Below are 25,901 nucleotides of genomic sequence, written 5' to 3'. Positions count from 1 at the left end.
GGCGGCGATCCGACGATGCGTTTAAAGATTCAGATTTCTGGAGTTCCGCACCATGACGCTTGCAGTCCAGTTCACCAACGTTTCCCGTCAGTTCGGCGAAGTGAAGGCCGTTGACCGGGTTTCCATCGATATCCAGGACGGCGAGTTCTTTTCCATGCTGGGCCCTTCCGGCTCGGGCAAAACCACGTGTTTGCGCCTGATCGCCGGTTTTGAACAACCGAGCGCAGGCTCCATCCGTATTCATGGCGAAGAAGCCGCCGGGCTGCCGCCGTATGAGCGTGACGTCAACACGGTGTTTCAGGATTACGCGCTGTTCCCGCACATGAACGTCCGCGACAACGTCGCCTACGGTTTGAAGGTCAAAGGCGTCGGTAAAGCCGAACGGCAGAAACGTGCTGAAGAAGCCCTCGATATGGTCGCCCTCGGCGGTTACGGCGAGCGCAAGCCGGTGCAACTTTCCGGCGGTCAGCGCCAGCGTGTGGCCCTGGCCCGCGCCCTGGTCAATCGCCCTCGCGTACTGCTGCTCGATGAGCCGTTGGGCGCACTCGATTTGAAGCTGCGCGAACAAATGCAGAGCGAGTTGAAGAAGCTGCAACGCCAGCTTGGCATCACCTTCATCTTCGTCACCCACGACCAGACTGAAGCGCTGTCGATGTCTGATCGCGTGGCCGTCTTCAACAAGGGTCGCATCGAGCAGGTCGACACACCGCGCAACCTGTATATGAAACCGGCCACCACATTCGTCGCGGAATTCGTCGGCACGTCCAACGTGATTCGCGGTGATCTGGCGAAGCAATTGAGCGGTAATCCACAGCCGTTTTCGATTCGCCCGGAACACGTGCGTTTCGCCGAAGGCCCGCTGGCCAGTCACGAGATTGAAGTCAGCGGCTTGCTCCACGACATTCAGTACCAGGGCAGCGCCACGCGCTATGAACTGAAACTGGAAAACGGCCAGACCCTCAATATCAGCCAGGCCAATGTGCAGTGGCTGGACGTCAGCGCCCAGCACCAGACCGGGCAACGCATCAGCGCACGCTGGGCGCGCGAGGCGATGATCCCGCTGCACGACACCGTTGTCGGCGGGGTGTGAGATGACCACCGTGGCTATCCCTCAAACCCCGGCCGGCAGTTCGCCGCTGCGCAGGTTTTCCAACCTGTTGTACCGCCGACCGAATTTTTACCTGTCGCTGCTGCTGGTGCCGCCGCTGCTGTGGTTCGGCGCGATTTACCTCGGTTCGCTGCTGGTCCTGCTGTGGCAAGGCTTCTACACCTTCGATGACTTCACCATGACGGTCACCCCCGACCTGACCCTGGCGAACTTTGCCGCGCTGTTCCAGCCGTCGAACTTTGACATCATCCTGCGCACGCTGAGCATGGCCGTTGCCGTGTCGATCGCCAGCGCCATCGTCGCGTTTCCGATTGCCTACTACATGGCGCGTTACACCACCGGCAAGACCAAGGCGTTTTTCTACATCGCGGTGATGCTGCCGATGTGGGCCAGTTACATCGTCAAGGCCTACGCCTGGACCTTGCTGCTGGCCAAGGGCGGCGTGGCGCAGTGGTTCGTTCAACACTTGGGACTGGAGCCGGTTTTGCAGTTTGTACTGGGCATTCCGGGGGTAGGCGGCAGCACGTTGTCGACCTCGCATCTGGGCCGTTTCCTGGTGTTCGTCTACATCTGGCTGCCGTTCATGATTCTGCCGATCCAGGCTTCACTGGAACGCCTGCCACCGTCTCTGCTGCAAGCTTCAGCCGACCTTGGTGCCACGCCGCGCCAGACCTTTATGCAGGTGACTCTGCCGCTGTCGATTCCAGGCATTGCGGCCGGTTCGATCTTCACCTTTTCGCTGACCCTGGGCGACTTCATCGTGCCGCAACTGGTGGGCCCGCCGGGCTACTTCGTCGGCAGCATGGTCTACGCCCAGCAAGGCGCGATCGGCAACATGCCGATGGCGGCGGCCTTCACCCTGGTGCCGATTGTGTTGATTGCCATCTACCTGACTATCGTCAAACGACTGGGGGCCTTCGATGCACTCTGAGAAAGCCTCAATCGGTTTGCGCATCGCAGCCTGGGGCGGGTTGGTGTTTCTGCACTTCCCGATCCTGATCATCTTTCTGTACGCCTTCAACACCGAAGAAGCGGCGTTCAGTTTTCCACCCAAGGGCTTCACCCTGAAGTGGTTCAGCGTGGCGTTTTCGCGGCCCGACGTGCTGGAAGCGATCAAGCTGTCAGCTGAAATTGCCGCCATCGCAACGTTGATCGCGATGATCCTCGGCACCCTCGCATCGGCCGCGTTGTACCGGCGGGACTTCTTCGGCAAGCAAGGCATCTCGCTGATGCTGATCCTGCCGATTGCGCTGCCCGGGATCATCACCGGGATCGCGCTGCTGGCGACGTTCAAGACATTGGGGATAGAGCCGGGGATGTTCACCATCATCGTTGGCCACGCGACCTTCTGTGTGGTGATCGTCTACAACAACGTCATCGCCCGTTTGCGCCGTACCTCACACAGTTTGATCGAAGCCTCGATGGACCTCGGTGCCGATGGCTGGCAAACCTTCCGCTACATCGTCCTGCCCAACCTCGGCTCGGCGCTGCTGGCCGGCGGCATGCTCGCCTTTGCGCTGTCGTTCGACGAAATCATCGTCACCACCTTCACCGCCGGCCATGAACGCACCCTGCCGCTGTGGCTGCTCAACCAGCTCAGCCGCCCACGGGACGTACCGGTGACCAACGTCGTTGCGATGCTGGTGATGATGGTGACCATGCTGCCGATTCTCGGCGCTTATTACCTGACCCGGGGCGGTGAAAGCGTGGCGGGCAGTGGCGGGAAATAACTGAATAACTGGAGGAACCGGATCCATTGTGGGAGCGAGCCTGCTCGCGATGACTGACTGTTATTCAACAGTGATGTCGACTGTAAGACCGCTATCGCGAGCAGGCTCACTCCCACATTTAGATCCGGTTTCGCCAGAACAATAAAAGCGTCAATGAGGACAAGACAATGCAAACCAAACTCTTGATCAACGGCCAACTGATCGATGGCGACGGCCCCGCCCAACCCGTATTCAACCCGGCCCTCGGTCGTGTACTGGTGGAGATAAACGAAGCCAGCGAAGCCCAGGTCGATGCCGCCGTGCGTGCCGCCGACAGCGCCTTCGAAGGCTGGTCGCAAACCACACCAAAAGATCGTTCATTACTGCTGCTCAAACTCGCCGACACCATCGAAGCACACGGCGAAGAGTTGGCCAAACTCGAATCGGACAATTGCGGCAAACCGTACAGCGCCGCGCTGAACGACGAGATCCCGGCGATTGCCGACGTGTTCCGTTTCTTCGCCGGCGCCAGCCGTTGCATGAGCGGTTCGGCGGGCGGCGAATACTTGCCCGGCCACACCTCGATGATCCGCTGCGACCCGGTCGGGGTGATCGCCTCCATCGCGCCGTGGAACTACCCGCTGATGATGGTCGCCTGGAAAATCGCCCCGGCCCTTGCCGCGGGTAATACCGTGGTGCTCAAGCCGTCGGAACAAACCCCGTTGACCGCGCTGCGTCTGGCTGAGCTGGCGTCGGAAATCTTCCCGGCCGGTGTGCTCAACCTGGTGTTCGGTCGGGGTCCTACGGTGGGCAGCCCACTGGTCACCCACCCGAAAGTGCGCATGGTCTCGCTGACCGGTTCGATCGCCACCGGTTCGAACATCATTTCCAGCACGTCCGACAGCGTCAAACGCATGCACATGGAACTGGGTGGCAAGGCCCCGGTGATCATCTTCGACGACGCCGACATCGATGCTGCGGTTGAAGGCATTCGCACCTTCGGCTTCTATAACGCCGGCCAGGATTGCACCGCCGCTTGCCGCATCTATGCGCAGGAAGGCATCTACGACAAATTCGTCGAGAAGCTCGGCGAAGCGGTCAGCAGCATCAAGTACGGGATGCAGGATGATCCGTCGACCGAGTTGGGGCCTTTGATCACCGCGCAGCACCGTGACCGCGTGGCCGGGTTTGTCGAACGTGCCGTGGCGCAACCGCATATCCGTTTGGTCACGGGCGGCAAGGCTGTGGAGGGGAATGGTTTCTTCTTCGAGCCGACGGTGTTGGCGGACGCTCAGCAGGACGACGAGATCGTGCGTCGCGAAGTGTTCGGCCCGGTGGTGTCGGTGACCAAGTTCATCGATGAAGCACAGGTGCTGGGCTGGGCCAACGACTCGAACTACGGCCTGGCGTCGTCGGTCTGGACCTCGGACGTCGGCCGCGCGCATCGCCTGTCTGCACGCTTGCAGTACGGCTGCACCTGGGTGAATACGCACTTCATGCTGGTCAGCGAAATGCCCCATGGCGGTCAGAAACTGTCCGGTTACGGGAAGGACATGTCCATGTACGGGCTGGAGGACTACACCGTCGTTCGGCATGTGATGTTCAAGCATTAAAAGCACATGTGGATTGCCAAGCCATATGACCACGGGACTGCGCCTGCGGGGGATGCCTGGAAGGTTGGTCGGTAAATAAGTTCGCCCCGGTGCTGGTTGCGGTGCCGGGGCGAGTTGTTACGACTTTAGATCGATTGAGGCCTGGAAAGGGTTTCGAACTCATTCATCAGCAGATGGATTTCAGTACTGGGATTGCGCTCACCGCTGTTAACAGCATCGAGAAGAATTCGAGGGGCGAGTGTCCTGGCAGTATTGAAAGGCTCTCCCTTCAACAGATCAAAATGACTGACATTTTTACCCTTCTCATAACCCTCCATCAGAGGCTGGCCCCTAAGACTTTTAGTCACAAGTTCGCCCGGGGATTTCCCACCCACTGCAGCGAATGGCTTTCTGTTGTAGCCGAAGTGCAGTAGCAACCAAAACTCGAAACAGGGAAAAGACGCTATCACTTTTATCTTGGGATGCGGCTTCGCCAAGTCGACCGCACGGTCGAAGCAAAGATGAGTGTCGCGGTCCAAGGCACAAAAAACCTTATCGAAGATTTTTTGCCGTGCAATTGCTCTTTCGACAATCCCGCTTGGATGAGTCACGCCGCAATGAGCAATTTCAACCTGAGCATTGGCTCGAAAGTGAAATGCCGCATCCTCCAGGTAGCGCTTTCCTGACTGACTGTCCTCACAAAGGATCAGCACCTTGGGTTGCTGTTTGAACCGTGATTTTTTTCGATCAAACAAGCGTGTTGTGCGCACGATGGTCACCTCCCCCTGATCAGTGGCAAACCACGGTAACGGCCTTCGAAGTAACGCTTTTCGACGTCTTCCCCCTCGCGCCCGTCAAAATCGTGGATGGAAAAAAGGCAGGTTGCCCCATTGGCATCGCGCTCGGTGATCCAGATTTGATCTCGCCGAAGCGTCTGGGTATTCATCAGATGGGTGTCATGAGTTGTAAAAATCAGCTGGGTGTTCTGCCCGCTGTCCAAATGTTTTGCAATCAGATCAGCGACTATTGCCGGATGAAGGCTGCTGTCCAACTCATCGACCGACAGTATCCCGCTCCCATCGGTGTGATTGATCATGAACCAGGGCAACCAGAATCCAATCAGGTTCTTCGTGCCGCCAGACTCTTCAGAAAAATCAAACTCCGCTTTCCCCAAATGACTGGTATGCGTCAGGGTCACTTTGTCTTTTCGCGCCGCGGCGAAGAACTCTTTAAGCGTGAGTTTTTTACTGGCTGGAGCAGAGTCTGCGTCAGTATTGAGTTGAATGTCCGAGACTGGAACATCGACCTCCTTTAGAAAGTCTCTCAAGTCGCTGGTGTAGTCCGATGCCATCTGAAGAAACCTGATGGATGCCGCCGACAACCCCATCATGTTGTTCTGCTCAATGACGAGAAGGCCGGATTGAAACCAGGTAAATGGTTCTCGCAATTGCGTCAGCTCTTCGCTGCTATTCGCGACGGCCTGCGCAATGAACAACATCTTCGGACTGGTCAAACGTCGCCAGGCATTGTGAACCTCTTTACCCCCCTCGAGGCTTGAACCAAAAACGTACTGCTCACCCTCCTCACCCAAGCACCGCTGATACAGCAGTGTTTCCTTGCCCTTGGGGTATGAAACAAGGTGTTCCTCGAGTATTCGCTGAGCCGTCATGCGCAGTACAAACCGATAGCGGAGTTCGCCTTGAATAAAGTTGTATTCGAAACAACTTGGCTCGTCGTTAAGCTGCGGGTCAAAACGAAACGGGGAAACCGGCAGAGGCTCTTCATTTGAGGCAGGGGGTGAAGCGAGCAAGCTTCCCATGACTCCCATCGCCCGGATCAGCGACGATTTACCCGACGCGTTCGGTCCGTATATCGCAGCGACCTTCAGTAAATCCGGCAACTTCTCTCCATTCACCGGCGACTTGAAGATGTTGCGCTTTTTGCTCAGGCGCGGCGTTGCTGCCATGGAAAGGGTTTGCCTGTCACGGAAGGAGCGATAATTGGAAACTGAAAATTCGATCGACATGTAGCAAACCTGCAGTTCGTTCCTGAAAGCGGAAAAACTATAGGAAAAATCAAGGCAGTAATGCGACTTGCCTGCAATTCAGGCAAAAACAGGAAATTCCTACAGACCGAACCTTCCGGTAAAAGCACCAATTCCTACAACACGCGGCGCCAGAGTAGACTTGGCGCCGCGAGTGCCTGGACGATAGGCTTCACCGGGTCGCTGCCAAATCAGCGAGCCGGTGTCGAAGCCGGAACAAAATCAATATGGCGCAACCGCGCTCCTCCGAGTGGCGGCTCCCTTTTCAACTTGGAGTCGAAAAAATGCTTAAGCACACGCTAAATCCATCTGACACCCATCCTCATTTCATCCCTTCCATCTTCACCCGCCACAACCGCTTCCTTCATGCATTCATGCAGGACAACCAAGCCTGGTTTTGCGTCCAGGATCTCGGTCGCTTGATGGGCCGTCCGCTGGACCAACGTCTCACCCTGAAACTCGATCCCGATCAACGCCGATACGTCTGGTTGCTGAAGGACGGCAAAACTGTCGAATCGCTGATGGTCAGCGAATCGGGAATGTATGCATTGCTAGTCCACCATTTCATCCCGGAAAACCGAAACCTGCGTCAGTGGCTAAGCAACGAAGTCATCCCAACGCTGCGTGAATCGAAAACGTCTGTGGATAACATTCCAAGCCTGAGTTCGTTGCAGTGGGCAGGCATCTCGGTGCCGCTGTTGCATTGGCAGAATCAGGCGTGGATCAAGTGGCGGGACATGCCTGATCTGATGCAGGCACAACGACCGTTTGCGATCGTCGGCACTTGCAGTTGAAAGTAGGGTGAATAAATGAAAAAGGGCGGACGTCGTAGTCCGCCCCCTGGTTTGGGTACACCTTTTCAAAGGTCCTCCTGAAGGAGCAATCCGCAGTCATGATCAGATCGCGAATCACCAGCCAAAGCGTCCTCGAAGTGGTTCCATGTAATAGCTCCTTTGCAGAAAAATATTTGCACCGGACCATCGTGCAGAAAAACATCGCTGCTCGCCGCCAAGCAATCCACGAAGGCATCACCGACGCCGAAGCAGGAAAACTGACCAGTCTGGCCACCGTAAAAGCCAAATGGCTTTCACGGTAACCATCCGCAGTCAAAACCGCGAAACACTCCGCATCGCATCCACCAGATACCGCATCGCAATCCGGTCGCTTTCCGACAACTCGCGGTACCGCTCCAGCAACTTCATTTCGTCCGAATTGAGACGATGCCTTCGCCGCCCGGTCGCCAGGCAGGGAAAGATTCCTAACATTTCGGTGATGCCTTGTACTTTCGTCATGGACGACGTCCTTCTATAAGACCGAGAAAACTTCAAAAACCGCATCGCCCTATCCTTTTATTAGTCGCCGGCCTGAAGGGCAGAAACCGGCCATGAACACAGAATAGGAACATTCCCGGCGCTGAAAAGCGGTTTTTAGAGTAATTAGTCAAAAAAAGCAGAAATGCCCTATAAATCAGAAAGTGCTGTCGGAAAACTTAACCGACATTTCTTGTTTCATTGCCGCATCATCAAAGTGCTACCAATCATTTTTTCTCTGCAACCGAACGGTTTAAGCTATTTGGCATCTGTTTAAAGTCCGTTGCGTTTGGCCGAAGGCATGTCCGAACCGATATTTTTGATCCAGCACGTGCCAGGAACGGCGCGGGATTGTTAACGACAGGTTGTACTTATGCATCGCAGGAATTTGCTCAAAGCGTCCATGGCCATCGCTGCCTACACCGGCTTGTCAGCCACCGGTCTGCTGGCCGCGCGTGCCTGGGCGGGCACCGGCGCCGCTGATGGCGAGGCCCAGGCGTTCGATTTCGAGGCGCTGAAGATTCAGGCCAAGCAACTCGCCGGCAATCGCTATCAGGACACCAAGCAGGTGCTGCCGCCGACGCTGGCGACCATGACGCCGCAGAATTTCAACGCGATCCGCTACGACGGCAACCACTCGCTGTGGAAGGACCTGAACGGTCAGCTGGACGTGCAGTTTTTCCACGTCGGCATGGGCTTCAAGCAGCCGGTGCGCATGTACAGCGTTGATCCCAAGACGCGTCAGGCACGTGAAGTGCATTTCCGCCCTTCCCTGTTCAACTACGAAAAAACCACGGTCGACACCAAGCAGCTCACCGGCGACCTGGGGTTTTCCGGATTCAAGCTGTTCAAGGCACCGGAACTGGACCGGCACGACGTGTTGTCCTTCCTCGGCGCCAGTTATTTCCGTGCGGTAGACGCTACCGGCCAATACGGTCTGTCGGCCCGCGGCTTGGCGGTCGATACCTACGCCAAGAAACGTGAGGAGTTCCCGGACTTCACCAAGTTCTGGTTCGAGACCCCGACCAAGGACAGCACCCGCTTCGTGGTCTACGCCCTGCTGGATTCCCCGAGCGCCACTGGCGCGTACCGCTTTGACATCGATTGCCAGGCCGAACGCGTGGTGATGGAGGTTGACGCCCACATCAATGCGCGCACCGCCATCGAACAATTGGGCATTGCACCGATGACCAGCATGTTCAGCTGCGGCACCCACGAGCGCCGCATGTGCGACACCATTCACCCGCAAATCCACGACTCCGACCGACTGGCCATGTGGCGCGGCAACGGCGAGTGGATCTGCCGGCCGCTGAACAACCCGGCGACCCTGCAATTCAACGCCTTTGCCGACACCGACCCGAAAGGTTTCGGCCTGGTGCAGACCGATCACGAGTTCGCCAATTATCAGGACACTGTCGATTGGTACAGCAAGCGTCCAAGCCTGTGGGTAGAACCTACTACCGCGTGGGGCGAAGGCTCTATCGATCTGTTGGAAATTCCTACGACCGGCGAGACCCTCGACAACATCGTCGCGTTCTGGACCCCGAAAAAACCGGTCGCTGCCGGTGATTCCCTGAACTACGGCTACAAGCTCTACTGGAGCGCCCTGCCACCGGTGGGCACGCCGCTGGCGCGCGTCAACGCGACCCGTTCGGGCATGGGCGGCTTCATCGAAGGCTGGGCGCCGGGCGAGCATTACCCGGAAGTCTGGGCACGGCGGTTTGCCGTGGACTTCACCGGTGGCGGTCTGGACCGTTTGCCGGAAGGCGCGGGGATCGAGCCGGTGGTCACGTGTTCGAACGGTGAGGTGAAGGACTTCAATGTGCTGGTGCTGGATGACATCAAGGGTTATCGAATTACCTTTGACTGGTACCCGACCAACGACAGCGTGGCGCCGGTTGAACTGCGGTTGTTCATTCGCACCAATGACCGGACGTTGAGTGAGACCTGGTTGTACCAGTATTTCCCGCCGGCGCCGGATAAGCGTAAGTACACCTGATAGCAAGAGGTTGTCTGGGCCGGCCCCATCGCGAGCAGGCTCACTCCCACAGGGGATCTTCGTCGGACACAGAAGCTGTGTCACATGGAGATCCAATGTGGGAGATTCTATGTTGCAGGGGAACCCTGCAGCCTCAAATTCGGCTGGTATTCGCTCTGGTTTTTCATGAGCGCGAATGCCACCCGGCACAGCTTGCGGGCGAGAATGACCAGGGCTTGGGTTTTTGCCAAGCCTCTGGCCAGGTAGGACTCATAGTACGGTTTCCAAGTGGGGGACCGACATGCCGCCATTGCCGCGTTGTGAGCCAGGCGCCGTATCTCCGTATCGCCTTTTTTGCTCAGGTGACGTGGGCCGTTCTTTTTCCCGGAATCTCTTGCTCTCAAGTCCATCCCCAAAAAGGCAATGAACGCATCGCCACTGACGAATTGGCCACGCATGAACGCGGTCGCCAAGCCAATAGCAGTAAGATCACCAATCCCCTCAATGGCTTTGCAACGCTTGATGTTTTCGGTGATCCCCGCTTCTTTGCTGACTTTGTGCAGTAACTTCTGAATGACCTGCTCAGCTTGTTTGAAGGACTTCAACTGCTGGGCCAACTCCTCTTTCAGAAGCGGTTCGCTCGACCAGCTCAACGTGATCCCCACACGCACGTTGATGAGTTCTGCGCGTCTATGCAGCAGACTTTTCAATACTTTGTAGGCCTGCGGAGGTGGACTCCAGATGCGCAGCCGTTCCTGCTCGCTAGTCAGGTAACGCGCCAGCAAACGCGCATCACAAGGGTCGGTTTTCGCCCGCTGGCCAATGCTTTCGCGGTAGTGGCTCAGCCGATAAGCATCCACAACGTAAACCCGATGCCCCATTTCGTGGGCCAGCTCAACCGTGTCTAAGTGGTAAATGCTGGTAGCTTCCAGGGCAATTGAGCTTTGCGCAGGCAGCGTTTTGAGCCAACGGCCAAGAGTTTCCCGATCGTTGTTGATGGCTTGAGTGATTTTCAGGTCTTCGCGGTAAGCGACGATTTCGGCCTTGGCCACATCGATACCGATTACCGTTGGCGAGGTAAGGATTGTCATGACGAATCCTCGGAGCTAGGGTTTAGGTGCTTGTCGGGGTTTACCCTTGCGCTGGCTTGCCTCTATCGTCGGTTTTACCGATGAATTCCTTATCGGCGCTTTGGGTAGAAAGGGCGGGACGAGAAGTCTCCCACGGTCCGTACTGGCTAGAGTCGGAATCGAGCTTTTAGTCCCGCCCACCCCTTCAAGTCTAAACATACAAGCGAGCCTGCTCGCGATGGGGCCAGCCCAGACAACAAACATCCCGCCCCAGAAACACAAAAGCCCCGATCAACTCGATCGGGGCTTTTTGGTTTTACAGTCGTATTCAGTCGCGCAAATCCGACTCATGAATCGGCTGATCGCGATGCGTCGCCCGCTGATACTGCGCCGGCCAGATCGCCTTGCGACCACCCAAATCATCATCCGCATGCAGCGGCCAATACGGATCGCGCAACAGCTCCCGCGCGAGGAAGATGATGTCCGCCTGGCAGGTGCGCAATATGTGCTCGGCCTGGGCCGGCTCGGTAATCATGCCTACCGTACCGGTGGCGATGCCTGACTCTTTGCGCACACGTTCGGCGAAGCGGGTCTGATAACCCGGTCCTGTAGGAATTTCAGCGTTGGCCGCCGTACCACCCGACGAAACGTCAATCAGGTCCACGCCCAGATCCTTCAGGCGTCGTGCCAACTCGACCGTTTCATCCGGGTTCCAGCCGTCTTCCACCCAATCGGTGGCCGACACTCGCACAAACACCGGCAGCTCCTCAGGCCAAACCGCACGCACCGCTTCGGTAACCTGCAGCACCAGCCGGATCCGGTTCTCGAACGAACCGCCATATTGATCGCGTCGCTGATTGCTCAGGGGCGAAAGAAACTGATGCAACAGGTAACCGTGAGCAGCGTGTACTTCGACCACTTTGAAACCGGCGGTCAGTGCCCGCTTGGCTGCGGCGACAAAGGCCTGAATGACCTCGGCGATCTCGCTTTCATCAAGCTGCTTGGGGTGCGTGTGCTGCGGGTCGAAAGCAATCGGCGAAGGCCCCACCGGCACCCAGCCCCCGTCTTCGGGTTTGACGCTGCCATGCTTGCCGATCCACGGCCGATGGGTGCTGGCCTTGCGCCCGGCGTGCGCCAGTTGAATGCCGGCCACGGCGCCCTGAGCGGCGATGAAGCGCGTGATGCGTTGCAGGGGTTCTATCTGTTCGTCATTCCACAAGCCGAGATCCTCGGCAGTGATGCGCCCGTCGGCCGTGATGGCCGTGGCTTCAGTAAAAATCAGACCGGCGCCGCCGACGGCGCGGCTGCCGAGGTGGACCAGATGCCAGTCATTGGCCAGCCCATCGACGCTGGAGTACTGGCACATCGGTGACACGGCAATGCGGTTGAGCAGGGTCAATTGACGAAGGGTATAGGGTTCAAGCAGCAGACTCATGGGGCACCTCTCGAATCAGTGGGCAGGCTCCAGGGTTCTGTTTGAAAAGTCGACGAGTGACAGGAAAAAAGGCGCAGCACCCGCCCCCGCGGGCAAAAAATTCGACAAGACGTCACAAGGCCAATCAAGCAGTGCTTAGAGCCTAGTCGACATCGGGGGATGAGGGAGGGTTCAAGAAATGAAACACATCGAATTAGAGGTCAACGCAGAACCCTGTGGCGAGGGAGCTTGCTCCCGCTGGGCTGCGCAGCAGCCCTAAAACCTGCAATCGAATTTTGCAAGACACACCGCACCGAATGGTTTACGACTGCTGCGCAGCCGAGCGGGAGCAAGCTCCCTCGCCACAAAAGCAATGGGCCACTATCTGGGTTCGATATGGGCAATCATCAACTGCACCGTCTCGTTCCCGCGAAACTCGTTGAGGTCGAGTTTGTAGGCCAGTTCCACCCATTTGATGGTCGGGTTCGGCCAGATGTCGCGGTCGATTCCGAAGGCGATGCCATCAAGTTTCACTGAGCCGCATTCGCTTTTCAGCACAACCTTGAGGTGCCGTTCGCCGACCACGCGCTGCTCAACCAACTGAAACACGCCATGGAACAGTGGCTCCGGGAAGTGCTGCCCCCAAGGCCCGGCATGCCGCAGCGCGCGGGCGAGTTCCAGGTGGAATTCCTCGACCGCCAGCGTGCCGTCCGACAGCAGACGGCCGGTCAGGTCTTCTTCGCGCAATTGCCTGCGCACTTCAGCGTCAAAGGCTTCGGCGAACAACGGAAAATTCGCTTCCGGCAAGGTCAAACCGGCCGCCATGGCGTGGCCGCCGTACTTGCTGATGAGGTTCGGATGCTGCGCGGCCACCACGCTCAAGGCATCGCGAATATGAAAGCCCTGAACCGAACGCCCCGAGCCCTTGAGCAAACCATCGCCGGCATCGGCAAAGGCAATGGTCGGACGGAAATAACGCTCTTTCATACGCGAGGCGAGGATTCCGATGACACCCTGGTGCCACTCTGGATCAAACAGGCACAAGCCAAACGGCATCGACTCGACGGGCAGATCCTTCAGTTGAGCCAGCGCTTCACGCTGCATGCCCTGCTCGATGGATTTGCGGTCCTGGTTCATGCCGTCGAGCTGCACGGCCATTTCCCGCGCCAGACCCGCGTCGTCGGTGATCAGGCATTCGATGCCCAGGCTCATGTCATCCAGACGCCCCGCCGCATTCAGGCGCGGGCCGACAATGAAGCCCAGGTCGGTCGAGGTGATGCGCGCCGGTTCACGCTTGGCCACTTCGAGAATCGCCTTGATGCCCGGACGGGCTCGCCCGGCACGAATCCGCTCCAGGCCTTGATGCACCAGAATCCGGTTGTTGGCATCCAGCGGCACCACGTCGGCGACGCTGCCCAGCGCCACCAGGTCCAGCAACTCGCCGATGTTCGGCTGCGGCGCGCTCGCGTACCAGCCAAGGCTGCGCAAACGCGCGCGCAGGGCCATCAATACGTAAAAAATCACCCCGACACCGGCCAGTGCCTTGCTCGGAAATTCGCAACCCGGCTGGTTCGGATTGACGATGGCATCGGCCAGCGGCAGTTCGTCGCCGGGCAAGTGGTGGTCAGTGACCAGCACGTTCAGGCCTGCCTTTTTCGCCGCCGCCACGCCTTCGACACTGGAGATGCCGTTGTCCACGGTGATCAGCAACTGAGGCGTGCGCGTCAGCGCCACCTCAACGATTTCCGGGGTCAGGCCATAGCCATACTCGAATCGGTTCGGCACAAGGTAATCGACATGCGCCGCGCCCAGCAGCCGCAACCCCAGCACACCCACGGTACTGGCCGTCGCGCCATCGGCGTCGAAGTCGCCGACAATCAGAATCCGCTGGCGCTGTTCGAGCGCGGTTACCAGCAAATCCACCGCCGCATCGATGCCTTTGAGCTGCTGGAACGGAATCAGCCGCGCCAGGCTCTTGTCCAGTTCCGCCTCCGATTGCACGCCCCGCGCCGCGTAAAGACGCGTCAGCAGCGGCGGCAGATCACCGAGGAATGGCAGGGTGTCGGGCAACAGGCGAGGTTCGATGCGCATGGGGTGACAGGTGCTTCTCTTGAATACGTAGGATAAAACCGGATGAAGCGGCGAATAATCAGCCGCGTTCGCCGCTCAGCCACTGCAACTGGACTTCATGCTGACCACGGTCGTCGGTGACGAAAATCGTCCCTTCACTGATCATCACGTCCCACTTGATAACGCGCGGCATGTCTTTGGCCAGGGTTTCCAGGATTTCCTGAGGCACGGCCGCGATGTGCACGTTTTTCAGGTTCTTGATCGCCGGGATCACTTTGGTTTCCCAGACACGCAGGCTGCCGTAGGCCAGCAGGCTGGTGCGCTCGGTACGGCGCGAGCACCAGGTCAGGCGATCAGCGTCAGGCTGGCCGACTTCGATCCAGTGCAGGACACGGTCGTCCAGGCTCTTTTCCCACAGGGCGGGTTCATCCACGTCTGACAGACCGCGTCCGAACGACAGCTGCTCGTTGTACCAGAAGGCGTAGGCCAGCAGCCGCACGGTCATGCGCTCTTCGGTTTCCGAAGGGTGACGGGCGATGGTCTGCTTCACGCTCTCGTAGACGCTGCGGTCGAGGTCGGTGAGGTTCAGTTCAAACTTGTAGGTCGTGGACGGCTGGGCCATGAACGGGCTTCTTGATACGAGGAAAGGCGGCAAGTCTAACCGATGCAGTAGGCAATCAACGAATTGAAGGCGATCAACCTTGGTCGTCTGACATTCGGCTATGTTAAAAGGCTATATCCGCTCAGCCTTTGTCCTACAGGATCCAGCATGCCGTTCACCGCCAAACCGCTCTCAGGCCTGAAAGTCATCGAATTGGGCACCTTGATCGCCGGGCCGTTTGCCTCGCGCATTTGCGGTGAATTCGGCGCCGAAGTGATCAAGATCGAGTCCCCCGACGGCGGTGACCCGCTGCGCAAATGGCGCAAACTGTACGAAGGCACCTCTCTGTGGTGGTTCGTGCAGGCCCGCAACAAAAAGTCCCTGACCCTGAACCTGAAACACCCGGACGGCCTGGCGATTCTGAAAAAACTGCTGAGCGAAGCGGACATCCTGATCGAGAACTTTCGCCCTGGCGTGTTGGAAAAGCTCGGCCTGGGCTGGGAAGTCTTGCACGCCCTCAACCCGAAACTGGTGATGGTGCGGCTGTCAGGGTTCGGCCAGACCGGGCCGATGAAAGATCAGCCCGGTTTTGGTGCCGTCGGTGAATCCATGGGCGGCCTGCGCTACATCACCGGTTTCGAAGACCGGCCACCAGTGCGCACCGGGATTTCCATCGGCGACTCGATTGCCGCGCTGTGGGGTGTGATTGGCGCGCTGATGGCGTTGCGTCATCGCGAGGTCAACGGCGGCCTGGGCCAGGTGGTGGACGTGGCGCTGTATGAAGCGATCTTCGCCATGATGGAAAGCATGGTGCCGGAGTTCGACGTATTCGGCTTCATTCGTGAGCGCACCGGCAACATCATGCCGGGCATCACGCCCTCCTCGATCCACACCAGTGCCGACGGCAAGCATGTGCAGATCGGCGCCAATGGCGACGCGATCTTCAAACGTTTCATGCTGGTCATCGGGCGCGAAGACCTGGCCAACGACCCGGTGCTGACCAGCAATGATGGACGCGACAGTCGCCGCGACGAGATTTACGGGGTGATCGATCGCTGGGTCAATTCGCAGCAGCTGGACACCGTGCTGGCGCTGCTGACTCAGGCCGAGGTGCCCGTCAGCCGTATCTTCAGCGCCGAAGACATGTTCAACGATCCGCAATACCTGGCCCGGGAAATGTTCTTGCACGCCAAGCTGCCGGACGGGAAAGACTTCAAGATGCCGGGGATTGTGCCGAAACTCTCAGAGACGCCCGGCGATTGCGAATGGGTCGGGCCGCAGTTGGGCGAACACAATGCGCAGGTACTCAACGATCTTGGTTACGACCAGCAACAGATTGCCAAGCTGCGCGAAGACGGGGCCATCTAAGCTGAATCGCCTCCTTTCAACAGCCATCCACACCACCCGCAGCTGGCGTACAGCGGCGGTGTTGGGGCTATTGGCCGGGCTGGCAACACCCGTTGTGGCACAACCTAAAGAGACGCTGATCTGGTTACTCCGCGACTTGCCGCCCACGATGATTTTCGAAGGTCCGAAAAAAGGTCAGGGGATTGTCGATCAGATCCTGCCGTTGTTGATTGCCGGCATGCCGCAGTACGAGCACACGCTGATGCGGGTCAACCGGGCCCGCGGCATGCAAATGCTCCACGAAGAATCGTTGACCTGCGATCCCTCGCTGATCTGGACCCAGGAGCGCGAGCAGTGGATAGCGTTCTCCATTCCGGCCTTCCGCGCGGTGAGCAATGGACTTGTCGTCCGCCGGGAAGACCGCGCGGTGCTGGATCCTTTTTTGATCGACGGTGAAGTCGACCTCGCGGCACTGCTGGCCCGTGGCGGAAAGAAAATCGGTGTCGTCGCCGAGCGCAGTTATGGCCAAGTCCTCGACGCGCTGCTGAAATTGGCACCACCGGACGAGCTGACTCCCCATTACGGCAACGATGCTCTTGCCAGTCTGTTGCAGATGCAGCGCTTGGGCCGTTTGCAAATGGTCTTGGGGTATTGGCCGGAGATTCGCTATCAGGCCAATCGAGAGCACATTGCCGACGATCAGCTGGAGTTTTTCCCGGTCAAGGGCACAGGTAAATACTTGTCCGGGCACATTGGTTGCTCCAACACGCCCCAGGGCCGACAAGCCATCCTCGAGATCAATCAGCTGTTGCGCACCCTGCCCCATGATCGATTGGATCAGCTGTACGCTGACTGGCTGGACCCGGAAAGACGCAATGACTACCTGAAAGAAGCCAAAGCCTTTTTCGAGCAGCAAATCGGGCAATGACAAATCGCAGGCAAAAGAAACCCCGAGAAGTGGGGAGACGACTCGGGGTTAAACGTGGCCTACATAAAGACCAGTAACAGCAAGCTACAAGCACCGGAGCACAATGCTTGATCCTGCTGTTACATGCTCAGACTGACCTGAGAGCAGGAAGGTTCCCACAAAAAAAAATTCAGTTGCGGCTGGCCAGGATCTTGTCCTGAGCAGCATGGCGTAAAGCCGCGATGACGCAGGGCTCCAGCCGTCCTTCGGCAATCAGCACGTCGCGGTGCAAGCCGTCGACGACATCTGTCAGCAGACGGTAATCGGTTAACTGGGCTTGATTGAACGCCCGTTCGACCACGATCGCGCCGGTCGCATTCTTCAGTGTCACCAGGCATTCGCCATGGGCGCCCGACGGGGTTAGCGTGACCTGATACGGGCTCAGAGCCTCACCGAGCAATAGACTGATACTTTCCATCTCGATCACCACTCAATAGTCCGAAAACAAAGTGCCTGGGGCGTGTTCACAGTAAGTGACCACCGGCCCGAGAAGAAAGTTCTGGATTCCAGGTGCAGACGCGTCGGCGTCCCTGGTCGACAGAGCATGCACGGCAAAGATGACAGGGAAAAAACAGCCGTTCACATTTGCCTGGTCCGGTGGCCGATATCGGTCCATCCCCCCAGCAACCCTCGCAATTGACCGTCGGCGCTGTAGAACGGCACGGTCCACTGGTAGATGTCCCTGACACCGTTGTTGAACATCAATTGGCGTTCACTGAAGCGTGGTTTTCGAGTCTCCATCTGCGCCATGAACTCGGCATGCAGCAGCGCTGCAGTGTCATTGGGCAACACATCGAGTTCAATCAGCTGCCGGCCCTGAACCTGATCAAATCGGGTGCCGAGGCTGTCCTCGTAACTCTTGTTGCACATGATCAAACGCCCTTGCAGATCACGAACAAACATCGGATCGGGCATGGCGTCCATCAACGCTTGCTGGAACGCAAGCTGATCGCCCAGACCTTTCTCAGCGTCTATGCGTTGCTTGATCAGCGCTGCGAGCCTGCGGTTCCAGAGCAAGGAAAGCAGACCGAACAGGCTGACGATAAACATGCCCCAGCAAACCCAGTGAGTCATCTGCCGCCAGGGAGAGGGAGGTGGAACGGGTGCGACCCCATTGAGCCATTTGAGGCGAATGGCACGCAATTCAGCCGCAGAAAAAGCCTCAAGCGCCTTGTTCAGAATGCTCAGCAACGGCGACTGACCTTTGCGTGCCGCGAGGTGATCAGCCTCCCATCTGCCCTCCACTGCATGCCCGACCTTGAGTTGCCCCAACGGATAGAGTTGCGCCCCGATTTCATTTTCGATGGTGGCAAAGGCTTCACCACTTTCAACCAGCGCCCGGGCTTCGGCGTACGTCTTGACCGTGCGCAACTCGATCGCCGGGTAGTCGCGGCGAATCGAGCCTTCGAGTGCGTGCCGGGCCGGCAACACCAGCACTCTTTTCGCCAACTGCTCCAGGGAGTGCACGACAGGTGCATCTGCCCGCCCGACAAACACCCACCCAGCTCCACCGAACGCATGACTAAAATCCAGGAACACCTTGCGCTCGTCATTCATTGCCAGGGTGGTGCTCATGTCCGCCTCGCCACTTTCCAGACGCTCGAGCAGCTGCTCGGTAGAAAATGACTCTTCGTGAACAAACTGCAAACCCGTCATGGCACTGATGCGATTGAGCAGATCGTTGTTCAAACCGCTCCATTGACCGTGCTCATCCTTGAACAGATAAAGCGGGTATTGCACCGACGCGACGATGACTTGCGGGTGCTCGGCAATCCATCTCGATTCCTGAGCATCCAGCTCGACAGTTGCGCCGGCTCCCGATCCCCTGGACTCAGGAGTCGCCAATTGCGCTGCCGCCACCCCTTGGTCAAAGCCCAGGACTGCGATCAAAAACATCCAGCACGCGGCTGGCTTTAACCCTCTGAAAAACAGCATTACCACTTCCTTCACGATCAACTCGCCCGTCCTTCCTGGGGCGAAAACGCGACAAGTGTGGCATGCAGAAATGAGAAAGCCCGTCAGGAGACGGGCTTCAAAATGTGACAGCTTTTACCGGTTACAGAGGCGTGCCGCGGTTGCCATGCTGACTGACAAAGGCCTGCACGGCTTTCAAATCATTCGGCAACACGGTGCAACGCTCATCTCGCTCAAACAAATCAGAAAGATGTGCAGGTAGTTCGAGCGCTTTTCCTACGCCGGCTTTCTCCACTGCATCCGGGAATTTGACCGGATGGGCCGTGCCGAGAATTACCATTGGAATATCCAGGCTACGACGGCATTCGCGCGCAGCCTTCACACCGATGGCGGTGTGCGGATCCAGCAGCTCACCGGTTTGCTCATAGACGTCGGCGATGGTTTCGCAGGTTTGCGCGTCATCCACGGCCAGGGAATCGAACAACTTGCGGGCTTCGGTCCAGCGTTCCTGTTCGACGCTGAAACCGCCACCCTGCTTGAAGCTGTCCATCAAACCGGCAATCGCTGCGCCGTTGCGACCGTGCAGGTCGAACAGCAGGCGTTCGAAGTTCGACGACACCATGATGTCCATCGACGGCGACAACGTGGCGTGCAGGGTTTCCTTGACGTACTGGTTGCCGCTCATGAAGCGGTGCAGGATGTCGTTGCGGTTGGTGGCGACGATCAACTGGTTGATCGGCAGGCCCATGTTGCGTGCCAGGTAACCGGCGAAGATATCGCCGAAGTTGCCGGTCGGCACCGAGAACGAAACTGAGCGCGCCGGGCCGCCCAACTGCAGGGCTGCGTGGAAGTAGTAGACGATCTGGGCCATGATCCGCGCCCAGTTGATCGAGTTCACCGCCACCAGACGCGTGCCCTTGAGGAAGCTCTGGTCGGCGAAGCTCGCCTTGACCATTTCCTGGCAGTCATCGAAGTTGCCTTCGATAGCGATGTTGTGGATGTTCTCGCCGAAAATGGTGGTCATCTGGCGACGCTGCACTTCGGACACGCGGTTGTGCGGGTGCAGGATGAAGATGTCTACGTTTTCGCAGTGCTTGCAGCCTTCGATGGCGGCCGAACCGGTATCACCGGAGGTGGCGCCGACAATCACCACGCGCTCACCGCGTTTTTCCAGTACGTAGTCGAGCAGGCGACCGAGCAGTTGCAGGGCGAAGTCCTTGAACGCCAGGGTCGGCCCGTGGAACAGCTCCAGCACCCATTCGTTGCCGTTCAGCTGACGCAAAGGTGCTACGGCGTTGTGGGAAAACACGCCGTAAGTCTCTTCAAGAATCTTTTTGAAATCGGCATCGGGAATGCTGCCGGTCACAAACGGGCGCATCACTCGGAAAGCCAGCTCGTGATACGGCAGGCCGGCCCAGGAAGCGATTTCTTCCTGGGTGAAACGTGGCAGGTTTTCCGGGACGTACAGACCGCCGTCGGTGGCGAGACCGGCCAGCAGGACATCTTCGAAATTCAGGGCCGGTGCCTGGCCGCGGGTACTGATATAACGCATGACTGGCTCCAATAGACAGTGTTCGCAAACCCGGGCCCGCACGCGAGCCCGGTGAACGATAACGGCTTAGTTCAGGTGCTCGACGCGGATCCGTACGACTGGACCGACCACGCCTGTCAGGGCTTCCAGAGCGGCGATCGCATCGTTCATGTGCTGTTCCAGCACGCGATGAGTCAGCAGGATCATCGGCACCAGACCGTCATGCTCTTCGACTTCTTTCTGCATGATCGATTCGATGTTGATGCCGCGCTCCGACAGAATGCTCGCGACCTGGGCCAGTACGCCCGGATGGTCTTTCGCCTGAATACGCAGGTAGTAGGCGCTTTCGCAGGCTTCGATCGGCAGGATCGGGTGCGCCGACAGCGAATCCGGCTGGAAGGCCAGGTGCGGCACACGGTTTTCCGGGTCGGAAGTCATGGCGCGAACCACGTCCACCAGGTCGGCGATCACCGACGAAGCGGTGGGCTCCATGCCGGCACCCGCGCCGTAGAACAGGGTCGAACCGGCAGCGTCACCGTTGACCATCACCGCGTTCATCACGCCGTTGACGTTGGCGATCAGGCGATCGGCCGGGATCAGCGTCGGGTGCACGCGCAGTTCGATACCGGCCGCGGTGCTGCGCGCCACGCCCAGGTGCTTGATGCGGTAGCCCAGCGCTTCGGCGTAGTTCACGTCAGCCGTGGTCAGCTTGGTGATGCCTTCGGTGTAGGCCTTGTCGAATTGCAGCGGGATGCCGAAGGCGATGGAAGCCAGGATCGTCAGCTTGTGGGCTGCGTCGATGCCTTCAACGTCGAAGGTCGGATCGGCTTCGGCGTAACCCAGGGCTTGCGCCTCGGCGAGTACGTCTTCGAAGGTGCGACCCTTCTCACGCATTTCGGTGAGGATGAAGTTGCCGGTGCCGTTGATGATCCCGGCAACCCAGTTGATGCGGTTGGCGGACAGGCCTTCACGGATCGCCTTGATCACCGGAATGCCACCGGCCACAGCCGCTTCGAACGCCACAATCACGCCCTTCTCGCGGGCCTTGGCGAAAATTTCATTACCGTGAACGGCGATCAGTGCCTTGTTCGCGGTGACCACATGCTTGCCATTCTCGATGGCCTTGAGTACCAGCTCGCGGGCAACGGTGTAGCCGCCCACCAACTCTATAACGATGTCGATCTCAGGGTTCGTGGCCACTTCGAAGACATCGTTGGTAATCGCAATACCGGTCGTTTGGAACTGAGGCTTTGGCGTGCGCGTGGCAATTTGTGCCACTTCGATTCCACGCCCGGCACGACGAGCAATTTCCTCGGCGTTGCGCTGAAGTACGTTGAAGGTACCGCCACCGACGGTCCCTAACCCACAGATGCCTACTTTGACCGGTTTCACTGTGAACTCCCCATAAAACGGCCGACTCAAGGCCGGCCGTGAAAACAGCCGCATGCTCGCGGCTCTCTATTAATGGCCCGGCAAATGTTGCCGCCGGACCATGATCGTCAAAGGCTGGCCGTGACGATGCGAATTATTTCGCGCCCAGCGCCAGTTTGGCGACTTGTGGCGCAGGCTGGTAGCCCGGAATGACCTGACCGTCCGCCAAAACGATGGCCGGTGTGCCGTTCACGCCGATCGACTGACCCAGGGCGAACTGCTTGGAAACCGGGTTATCGCACTTGGCGGCCTTGATTTCCTTGCCGTCGACCATTTTGTCCATGGCGGCTTTCTTGTCTTTCGAGCACCAGACCGCTTGCAGCTGTTCGTCACCCGGCGAGCCCAGGCCCTGGCGCGGGAATGCGACGTAGCGCACTTCAATGCCGCGCTTGTTCAGCTCAGGCACTTCGGCGTGCAGTTTGTGGCAGTACGGGCAGGTGGTGTCGGTAAACACGGTGATGTGCGATTTGGTTTCGCCGATCGCCGGGTAGACCACGGTTTCCGCGACGGGAATGGCGTTGACCAGTTTGGACACGCCCAAGCGCTCGGTCTTCTCGGTCAGGTTGACCGGTTTGCCGTCCTTGAGCTGGAACATGTAGCCCTGGACGACGTATTGGCCATCGGCGCTGGCGTAGAGCACGCGGCTGCCTTGCAGTTTGACTTCGTACAGGCCCGGCAGCGGGCTGGCGGAGATGCTTTCTACCGGCACTTCGAGCTGGAGGTTTTCCAGGCTTTTACGGATTGCTTTGTCGGCCGCGTCATCGGCGACGGCAAAGGTGCTGACCAACGCAATGGCTGCGGCGGCGAAAATCTGGGTCAGACGCATGAGAACTCCTGAAGACGGACAAATGGGACGATCAGAACGCCCGTGCCGAAACACCGGGTCATAACCGCCCATCGTGCAAACCGGCAAAGCCTACCACATAAGGCCCCTGTGGCTGAATGTGCCCGATGCAGGACATCTCGATCAAATGACACCGGGCCCTTGTAGCAGCTGGCGAAGCCTGCGTTCGGCTGCGCAGCAGTCGTGAAATCAGGCGCTGCGGCGTTTCAGTTAAAACGCGAACTCCGGATTTACGACTGCTGCGCAGCCGAACGCAGGCTTCGCCAGCTGCTACACATCCTGTGTTCATCCGCGCGGGTGGTGTTTGGCGTGCAGGTCTTGCAAGCGTGCGCGGGCGACGTGGGTATAGATCTGGGTGGTCGACAGGTCGCTGTGGCCGAGCAGCATTTGCACCACCCGCAAGTCGGCGCCGTGGTTGAGCAAGTGCGTGGCGAAGGCATGGCGCAAGGTGTGCGGCGACAGCGACTTGCCGATCCCGGCAACCTTGGCCTGGTGCTTGATGCGGTGCCAGAAGGTCTGACGGGTCATCTGCTCGCCGCGCTGGCTGGGGAACATGACATCGCTGGGACGCCCGCCGAGCAGCTCTTGGCGGCCATCACGCATATAACGCTCCACCCAGACAATCGCCTCCTCGCCCATCGGCACCAGCCGTTCCTTGCTGCCCTTGCCCATCACCCGCAGCACACCCTGGCGCAGATTGACCTGCTCCAGCGTCAGGCTGATCAGCTCCGTCACCCGCAGGCCGCACGCGTAAAGCACTTCGAGCATGGCGCGGTCACGCTGACCGATAGCCTCGCTCAAGTCCGGGGCCTTCAGCAGCGCTTCTACGTCTGCTTCCGACAGAGATTTAGGCAACGGCCTACCCAGCTGGGGCATATCGACACGCAACGTCGGATCGACGGCGATCAGCTTTTCCCGCAGCAGATAGCGATAAAACCCACGCACACCGGAGAGAAATCGAGCCGTGGAGCGGGGTTTGTAGTTTTGCTCCAGACGCCAGGCCAGGTGATCGAGGATCAATTCACGGCCGGCGTTGATCAACTCGAGCCCCTTCTCCTGCAGCCAGCCGTTGAACAGGGCCAAGTCACTGCGATAGGCATCGCGGGTGTTATCGGAAAGACCTTTCTCCAGCCACAGCGCGTCGAGAAACTGGTCTATCAAAGGATGATCGATGGCGGGCATAAAGACTCAGGCAAGACCGACAGTACGGTCAGGGAAGATAAATCGCAGGCAACAAAAAAGCAGCCCGTAGGCTGCTTTTTTCTGCATCGGAAGCTGGACTTAAGCCAGTTTTTCCTTGATGCGAGCTGCTTTACCGGACAGGTCACGCAGGTAGTACAGCTTGGCTTTACGTACGTCACCGCGACGTTTAACGGCCATGCTGTCGATTTGCGGGCTGTAGGTCTGGAAAGTACGCTCTACGCCAACACCGTTGGAGATTTTACGAACGGTGAAAGCACTGTTTACGCCGCGGTTACGCTTGGCGATAACAACACCTTCGAACGCTTGCAGACGCGAACGGTCGCCTTCCTTCACTTTCACCTGAACGACAATGGTGTCGCCCGGGGCAAAGGTAGGGATCTCTTTGGTCATCTGCTCTGCTTCGAGTGCAAGGATGATTTTGTTAGTCATGCTGTGCTCCTAAGGTAGATCGTCGGATCTACCATCGATACGTTGTTAACTATCGTCCCGCTCGCGGATGTATTCCTCGAGCAGCTTCTTCTCTTCTCCAGAAAGCGAGCGGCTTTCCAGAAGATCGGCGCGTCGTTCAAAGGTCCTACCAAGGGACTGCTGTAAACGCCAACGCCGGATATGCGCGTGATTGCCACTTAGCAACACGTCGGGAACACGCTGATCCGCATACACCTCAGGTCGGGTGTAGTGCGGGCAATCCAGCAAACCATCCGTAAAGGAATCTTCCTCGGCGGAGTCCGCATGCCCTAAAGCTCCAGGCAGCAGTCGTGTAACCGCATCGATCAGGACCATCGCCGGCAGCTCGCCGCCAGACAGTACATAGTCGCCAATCGACCACTCTTCATCGACATGAGCATCAATAAAACGCTCGTCAATGCCTTCATAGCGGCCGGCAATCAGGATCAATGCATCCAGATTCGCCAACTCGCGTACCGCCGACTGAGTCAGTTGACGGCCTTGGGGGGACAGGTAAATCACCTTCGCCGCCTCCCCGGCTGCTGCCTTGGCCTGAACCAACGCATCTTCCAGGGGCTTGATCTTCATCACCATGCCCGGACCACCGCCAAATGGGCGATCATCCACAGTGTGATGTCGATCCGTCGTGTAGTCTCGCGGATTCCAACAGGTGAGCTGCAACAGCCCCTGTTTCACCGCACGACTGGTGATGCCGTACTCGCTGATGGCGGAGAACATCTCGGGAAACAAACTGATCACTTCTACGCGCAAGCTAGCCACGCTTAGAAGTCCGCATCCCATTCCACCTTCATCTCGCCTGCGGCAAGGTCGACGGCCAACACGCATTGCTCCGTATAGGGCAACAGGCGTTCGCGATCATCCAGGCTGCCAGCGCAAGGCTTGACCACCATTACATCATTGGCGCCGGTTTCCAGAAGATGATCGATTTTCCCGAGCAATTGCCCGAGTTGATCAATAACCTTCAGACCTTCCAGCTGGTACCAGTAGTACTCGCCGTCGGTCAATTCAGGGAACAGGTTGCGCGGCACGCAGATCTCATAACCCGCAAGAAGACGAGCTTCTTCGCGATCATCGAGACCCTTGAGCTTTGCGACCAGGAACTTGTCGTTCCCGCGTCCACTGACCAGCTCGACCTGTTTCACATTACCTTCGCGCTTGAGCGTCCAGGTTTTGTACTGCAACAGGTTTTCAGTCGGATCAGTAAAGGAATAAACCTTCACTTCGCCGCGAACGCCATGAACAGAATAAATCTTGCCGATAACGATCAAATCATCAGCAATGGCTGGCGTCGCGTTCATAT

The 25,901-nt window shown here is 58.2% G+C and carries 25 protein-coding genes; 9 read left to right on the top strand and 16 right to left on the bottom strand.

The genetic code is table 11. The features are described from left to right. Nucleotides 1-52: 52 nt before the first annotated feature. From ACA070_RS05235 to ACA070_RS05220, 4 genes are all read left to right on the top strand, one after another. The gene (locus tag ACA070_RS05235; RefSeq protein WP_497450308.1) at nucleotides 53-1,090 is read left to right on the top strand and encodes an ABC transporter ATP-binding protein; all 1,038 of its coding nucleotides are present in this window, start codon (nucleotides 53-55) and stop codon (nucleotides 1,088-1,090) included. 1 nt (nucleotide 1,091) lies between these two features. After that, on the top strand, nucleotides 1,092-2,039 hold the full coding sequence (locus ACA070_RS05230; protein WP_497450307.1) for an ABC transporter permease: 948 nt from the start codon (nucleotides 1,092-1,094) through the stop codon (nucleotides 2,037-2,039). Then, nucleotides 2,029-2,838 (top strand): ABC transporter permease, encoded by an 810-nt coding sequence (locus tag ACA070_RS05225; protein ID WP_497450306.1) that lies wholly within the window; start codon nucleotides 2,029-2,031, stop codon nucleotides 2,836-2,838. Before ACA070_RS05230 ends, ACA070_RS05225 begins: the two co-directional genes overlap by 11 nt. A 167-nt stretch (nucleotides 2,839-3,005) precedes the next feature. Then, on the top strand, nucleotides 3,006-4,430 hold the full coding sequence (locus ACA070_RS05220; RefSeq protein ID WP_497450305.1) for a gamma-aminobutyraldehyde dehydrogenase: 1,425 nt from the start codon (nucleotides 3,006-3,008) through the stop codon (nucleotides 4,428-4,430). Nucleotides 4,431-4,555: 125 nt separating this feature from the next. Here the strand turns inward: ACA070_RS05220 and ACA070_RS05215 are convergent, their stop codons facing one another. Both ACA070_RS05215 and ACA070_RS05210 read right to left on the bottom strand, forming a co-directional pair. Then, on the bottom strand, nucleotides 4,556-5,182 hold the full coding sequence (locus ACA070_RS05215; protein WP_497451914.1) for an RloB family protein: 627 nt from the start codon (nucleotides 5,180-5,182) through the stop codon (nucleotides 4,556-4,558). Between the two features lie 2 nt (nucleotides 5,183-5,184). Beyond that, the gene (locus ACA070_RS05210) at nucleotides 5,185-6,435 is read right to left on the bottom strand and encodes an AAA family ATPase (protein ID WP_497450304.1); all 1,251 of its coding nucleotides are present in this window, start codon (nucleotides 6,433-6,435) and stop codon (nucleotides 5,185-5,187) included. Nucleotides 6,436-6,737: 302 nt separating this feature from the next. Here ACA070_RS05210 and ACA070_RS05205 point away from each other — a divergent pair, with 302 nt between their 5' ends. Together ACA070_RS05205 and ACA070_RS05200 are read left to right on the top strand one after the other, a co-directional pair. After that, complete coding sequence (locus ACA070_RS05205) at nucleotides 6,738-7,247, top strand: BRO-N domain-containing protein (protein WP_497451913.1); 510 nt, start codon at nucleotides 6,738-6,740, stop codon at nucleotides 7,245-7,247. Nucleotides 7,248-7,345: 98 nt separating this feature from the next. Then, the gene (locus ACA070_RS05200; RefSeq protein WP_497450303.1) at nucleotides 7,346-7,549 is read left to right on the top strand and encodes a hypothetical protein; all 204 of its coding nucleotides are present in this window, start codon (nucleotides 7,346-7,348) and stop codon (nucleotides 7,547-7,549) included. A 10-nt stretch (nucleotides 7,550-7,559) separates the two neighbouring features. Here the strand turns inward: ACA070_RS05200 and ACA070_RS05195 are convergent, their stop codons facing one another. After that, nucleotides 7,560-7,745, bottom strand: coding sequence for a hypothetical protein (locus ACA070_RS05195; protein WP_438662641.1), 186 nt, complete (start codon nucleotides 7,743-7,745; stop codon nucleotides 7,560-7,562). 391 nt (nucleotides 7,746-8,136) lie between these two features. Between ACA070_RS05195 and ACA070_RS05190 the strand changes: the two genes are divergently transcribed. Further along, nucleotides 8,137-9,762, top strand: coding sequence for a glucan biosynthesis protein D (locus ACA070_RS05190; protein WP_497450302.1), 1,626 nt, complete (start codon nucleotides 8,137-8,139; stop codon nucleotides 9,760-9,762). Nucleotides 9,763-9,869: 107 nt separating this feature from the next. Here the strand turns inward: ACA070_RS05190 and ACA070_RS05185 are convergent, their stop codons facing one another. The 4 genes from ACA070_RS05185 to ACA070_RS05170 form a co-directional block, all read right to left on the bottom strand. Next, complete coding sequence (locus tag ACA070_RS05185; RefSeq protein ID WP_497450301.1) at nucleotides 9,870-10,832, bottom strand: IS110 family transposase; 963 nt, start codon at nucleotides 10,830-10,832, stop codon at nucleotides 9,870-9,872. A gap of 307 nt (nucleotides 10,833-11,139) precedes the next feature. After that, entirely contained in the window at nucleotides 11,140-12,246 is a 1,107-nt protein-coding gene (locus tag ACA070_RS05180; protein WP_497450300.1) for an NADH:flavin oxidoreductase/NADH oxidase, read from the bottom strand. 360 nt (nucleotides 12,247-12,606) lie between these two features. Next, entirely contained in the window at nucleotides 12,607-14,316 is a 1,710-nt protein-coding gene (gene recJ / locus ACA070_RS05175) for a single-stranded-DNA-specific exonuclease RecJ (RefSeq protein ID WP_497450299.1), read from the bottom strand. 58 nt (nucleotides 14,317-14,374) lie between these two features. Beyond that, the gene (locus ACA070_RS05170; protein WP_028623872.1) at nucleotides 14,375-14,917 is read right to left on the bottom strand and encodes a YaeQ family protein; all 543 of its coding nucleotides are present in this window, start codon (nucleotides 14,915-14,917) and stop codon (nucleotides 14,375-14,377) included. 147 nt (nucleotides 14,918-15,064) lie between these two features. On the opposite strand from ACA070_RS05170, the gene ACA070_RS05165 reads away from it, so the two are divergent. Further along, nucleotides 15,065-16,264, top strand: a complete 1,200-nt coding sequence (locus ACA070_RS05165; RefSeq protein ID WP_497450298.1) for a CaiB/BaiF CoA transferase family protein — start codon at nucleotides 15,065-15,067, stop codon at nucleotides 16,262-16,264. Continuing rightward, a complete protein-coding gene (locus tag ACA070_RS05160) occupies nucleotides 16,191-17,171 on the top strand; it encodes a TIGR02285 family protein (protein WP_497450297.1) in 981 nt (326 codons plus the stop codon). Before ACA070_RS05165 ends, ACA070_RS05160 begins: the two co-directional genes overlap by 74 nt. A gap of 169 nt (nucleotides 17,172-17,340) precedes the next feature. On the opposite strand, the gene ACA070_RS05155 is transcribed toward ACA070_RS05160, so the two are convergent. The 9 genes from ACA070_RS05155 to rimM all read right to left on the bottom strand — a co-directional run bounded on the left by ACA070_RS05155 (nucleotide 17,341) and on the right by rimM (nucleotide 25,899). Next, complete coding sequence (locus ACA070_RS05155) at nucleotides 17,341-17,628, bottom strand: DUF3509 domain-containing protein (RefSeq protein WP_497450296.1); 288 nt, start codon at nucleotides 17,626-17,628, stop codon at nucleotides 17,341-17,343. Between the two features lie 161 nt (nucleotides 17,629-17,789). Further along, a complete protein-coding gene (locus tag ACA070_RS05150; protein ID WP_497450295.1) occupies nucleotides 17,790-19,145 on the bottom strand; it encodes a transporter substrate-binding domain-containing protein in 1,356 nt (451 codons plus the stop codon). Between the two features lie 121 nt (nucleotides 19,146-19,266). Beyond that, nucleotides 19,267-20,676, bottom strand: coding sequence for a threonine synthase (thrC, locus tag ACA070_RS05145; protein ID WP_497450294.1), 1,410 nt, complete (start codon nucleotides 20,674-20,676; stop codon nucleotides 19,267-19,269). A gap of 66 nt (nucleotides 20,677-20,742) precedes the next feature. Continuing rightward, nucleotides 20,743-22,047, bottom strand: a complete 1,305-nt coding sequence (locus tag ACA070_RS05140; protein ID WP_497451912.1) for a homoserine dehydrogenase — start codon at nucleotides 22,045-22,047, stop codon at nucleotides 20,743-20,745. A 133-nt stretch (nucleotides 22,048-22,180) separates the two neighbouring features. Then, entirely contained in the window at nucleotides 22,181-22,912 is a 732-nt protein-coding gene (gene dsbC / locus ACA070_RS05135) for a bifunctional protein-disulfide isomerase/oxidoreductase DsbC (RefSeq protein WP_034149004.1), read from the bottom strand. A gap of 303 nt (nucleotides 22,913-23,215) precedes the next feature. Then, nucleotides 23,216-24,112 carry a site-specific tyrosine recombinase XerD gene (xerD, locus tag ACA070_RS05130; protein WP_010462986.1) on the bottom strand — a complete coding sequence of 299 codons (897 nt, stop codon included), beginning with the start codon at nucleotides 24,110-24,112 and terminating at the stop codon, nucleotides 23,216-23,218. Between the two features lie 99 nt (nucleotides 24,113-24,211). Then, nucleotides 24,212-24,562, bottom strand: a complete 351-nt coding sequence (gene rplS / locus ACA070_RS05125) for a 50S ribosomal protein L19 (RefSeq protein ID WP_003175895.1) — start codon at nucleotides 24,560-24,562, stop codon at nucleotides 24,212-24,214. 45 nt (nucleotides 24,563-24,607) lie between these two features. After that, nucleotides 24,608-25,381 carry a tRNA (guanosine(37)-N1)-methyltransferase TrmD gene (gene trmD, locus ACA070_RS05120; protein WP_497450293.1) on the bottom strand — a complete coding sequence of 258 codons (774 nt, stop codon included), beginning with the start codon at nucleotides 25,379-25,381 and terminating at the stop codon, nucleotides 24,608-24,610. Continuing rightward, the gene (gene rimM, locus ACA070_RS05115) at nucleotides 25,363-25,899 is read right to left on the bottom strand and encodes a ribosome maturation factor RimM (RefSeq protein ID WP_010463008.1); all 537 of its coding nucleotides are present in this window, start codon (nucleotides 25,897-25,899) and stop codon (nucleotides 25,363-25,365) included. Before rimM ends, trmD begins: the two co-directional genes overlap by 19 nt. Nucleotides 25,900-25,901: the final 2 nt, after the last annotated feature.

The organism is Pseudomonas sp. LBUM1678, from assembly GCF_059695575.1.
The sequence above is the reverse complement of the archived record's forward strand: the minus strand, read 5'-3'. Positions and strand labels throughout refer to the sequence as shown.

Bases quoted from the DNA above. Each gene is read 5' to 3' on its own strand.
- ACA070_RS05210 (WP_497450304.1), bottom strand. From the start codon at position 6,435: ATGTCGATCGAATTTTCAGTTTCCAATTATCGCTCCTTCCGTGACAGG.
- ACA070_RS05165 (WP_497450298.1), top strand. From the start codon at position 15,065: ATGCCGTTCACCGCCAAACCGCTCTCAGGCCTGAAAGTCATCGAATTG.
- dsbC (WP_034149004.1), bottom strand. From the start codon at position 22,912: ATGCGTCTGACCCAGATTTTCGCCGCCGCAGCCATTGCGTTGGTCAGC.
- trmD (WP_497450293.1), bottom strand. From the start codon at position 25,381: ATGGGATGCGGACTTCTAAGCGTGGCTAGCTTGCGCGTAGAAGTGATC.
- ACA070_RS05230 (WP_497450307.1), top strand. From the start codon at position 1,092: ATGACCACCGTGGCTATCCCTCAAACCCCGGCCGGCAGTTCGCCGCTG.
- ACA070_RS05220 (WP_497450305.1), top strand. From the start codon at position 3,006: ATGCAAACCAAACTCTTGATCAACGGCCAACTGATCGATGGCGACGGC.
- ACA070_RS05225 (WP_497450306.1), top strand. From the start codon at position 2,029: ATGCACTCTGAGAAAGCCTCAATCGGTTTGCGCATCGCAGCCTGGGGC.
- rimM (WP_010463008.1), bottom strand. From the start codon at position 25,899: ATGAACGCGACGCCAGCCATTGCTGATGATTTGATCGTTATCGGCAAG.
- ACA070_RS05150 (WP_497450295.1), bottom strand. From the start codon at position 19,145: ATGCTGTTTTTCAGAGGGTTAAAGCCAGCCGCGTGCTGGATGTTTTTG.
- ACA070_RS05180 (WP_497450300.1), bottom strand. From the start codon at position 12,246: ATGAGTCTGCTGCTTGAACCCTATACCCTTCGTCAATTGACCCTGCTC.
- ACA070_RS05205 (WP_497451913.1), top strand. From the start codon at position 6,738: ATGCTTAAGCACACGCTAAATCCATCTGACACCCATCCTCATTTCATC.
- xerD (WP_010462986.1), bottom strand. From the start codon at position 24,112: ATGCCCGCCATCGATCATCCTTTGATAGACCAGTTTCTCGACGCGCTG.
- rplS (WP_003175895.1), bottom strand. From the start codon at position 24,562: ATGACTAACAAAATCATCCTTGCACTCGAAGCAGAGCAGATGACCAAA.
- ACA070_RS05190 (WP_497450302.1), top strand. From the start codon at position 8,137: ATGCATCGCAGGAATTTGCTCAAAGCGTCCATGGCCATCGCTGCCTAC.
- ACA070_RS05170 (WP_028623872.1), bottom strand. From the start codon at position 14,917: ATGGCCCAGCCGTCCACGACCTACAAGTTTGAACTGAACCTCACCGAC.
- ACA070_RS05200 (WP_497450303.1), top strand. From the start codon at position 7,346: ATGATCAGATCGCGAATCACCAGCCAAAGCGTCCTCGAAGTGGTTCCA.
- ACA070_RS05195 (WP_438662641.1), bottom strand. From the start codon at position 7,745: ATGACGAAAGTACAAGGCATCACCGAAATGTTAGGAATCTTTCCCTGC.
- ACA070_RS05235 (WP_497450308.1), top strand. From the start codon at position 53: ATGACGCTTGCAGTCCAGTTCACCAACGTTTCCCGTCAGTTCGGCGAA.
- recJ (WP_497450299.1), bottom strand. From the start codon at position 14,316: ATGCGCATCGAACCTCGCCTGTTGCCCGACACCCTGCCATTCCTCGGT.
- ACA070_RS05160 (WP_497450297.1), top strand. From the start codon at position 16,191: ATGCGCAGGTACTCAACGATCTTGGTTACGACCAGCAACAGATTGCCA.
- ACA070_RS05155 (WP_497450296.1), bottom strand. From the start codon at position 17,628: ATGGAAAGTATCAGTCTATTGCTCGGTGAGGCTCTGAGCCCGTATCAG.
- thrC (WP_497450294.1), bottom strand. From the start codon at position 20,676: ATGCGTTATATCAGTACCCGCGGCCAGGCACCGGCCCTGAATTTCGAA.
- ACA070_RS05185 (WP_497450301.1), bottom strand. From the start codon at position 10,832: ATGACAATCCTTACCTCGCCAACGGTAATCGGTATCGATGTGGCCAAG.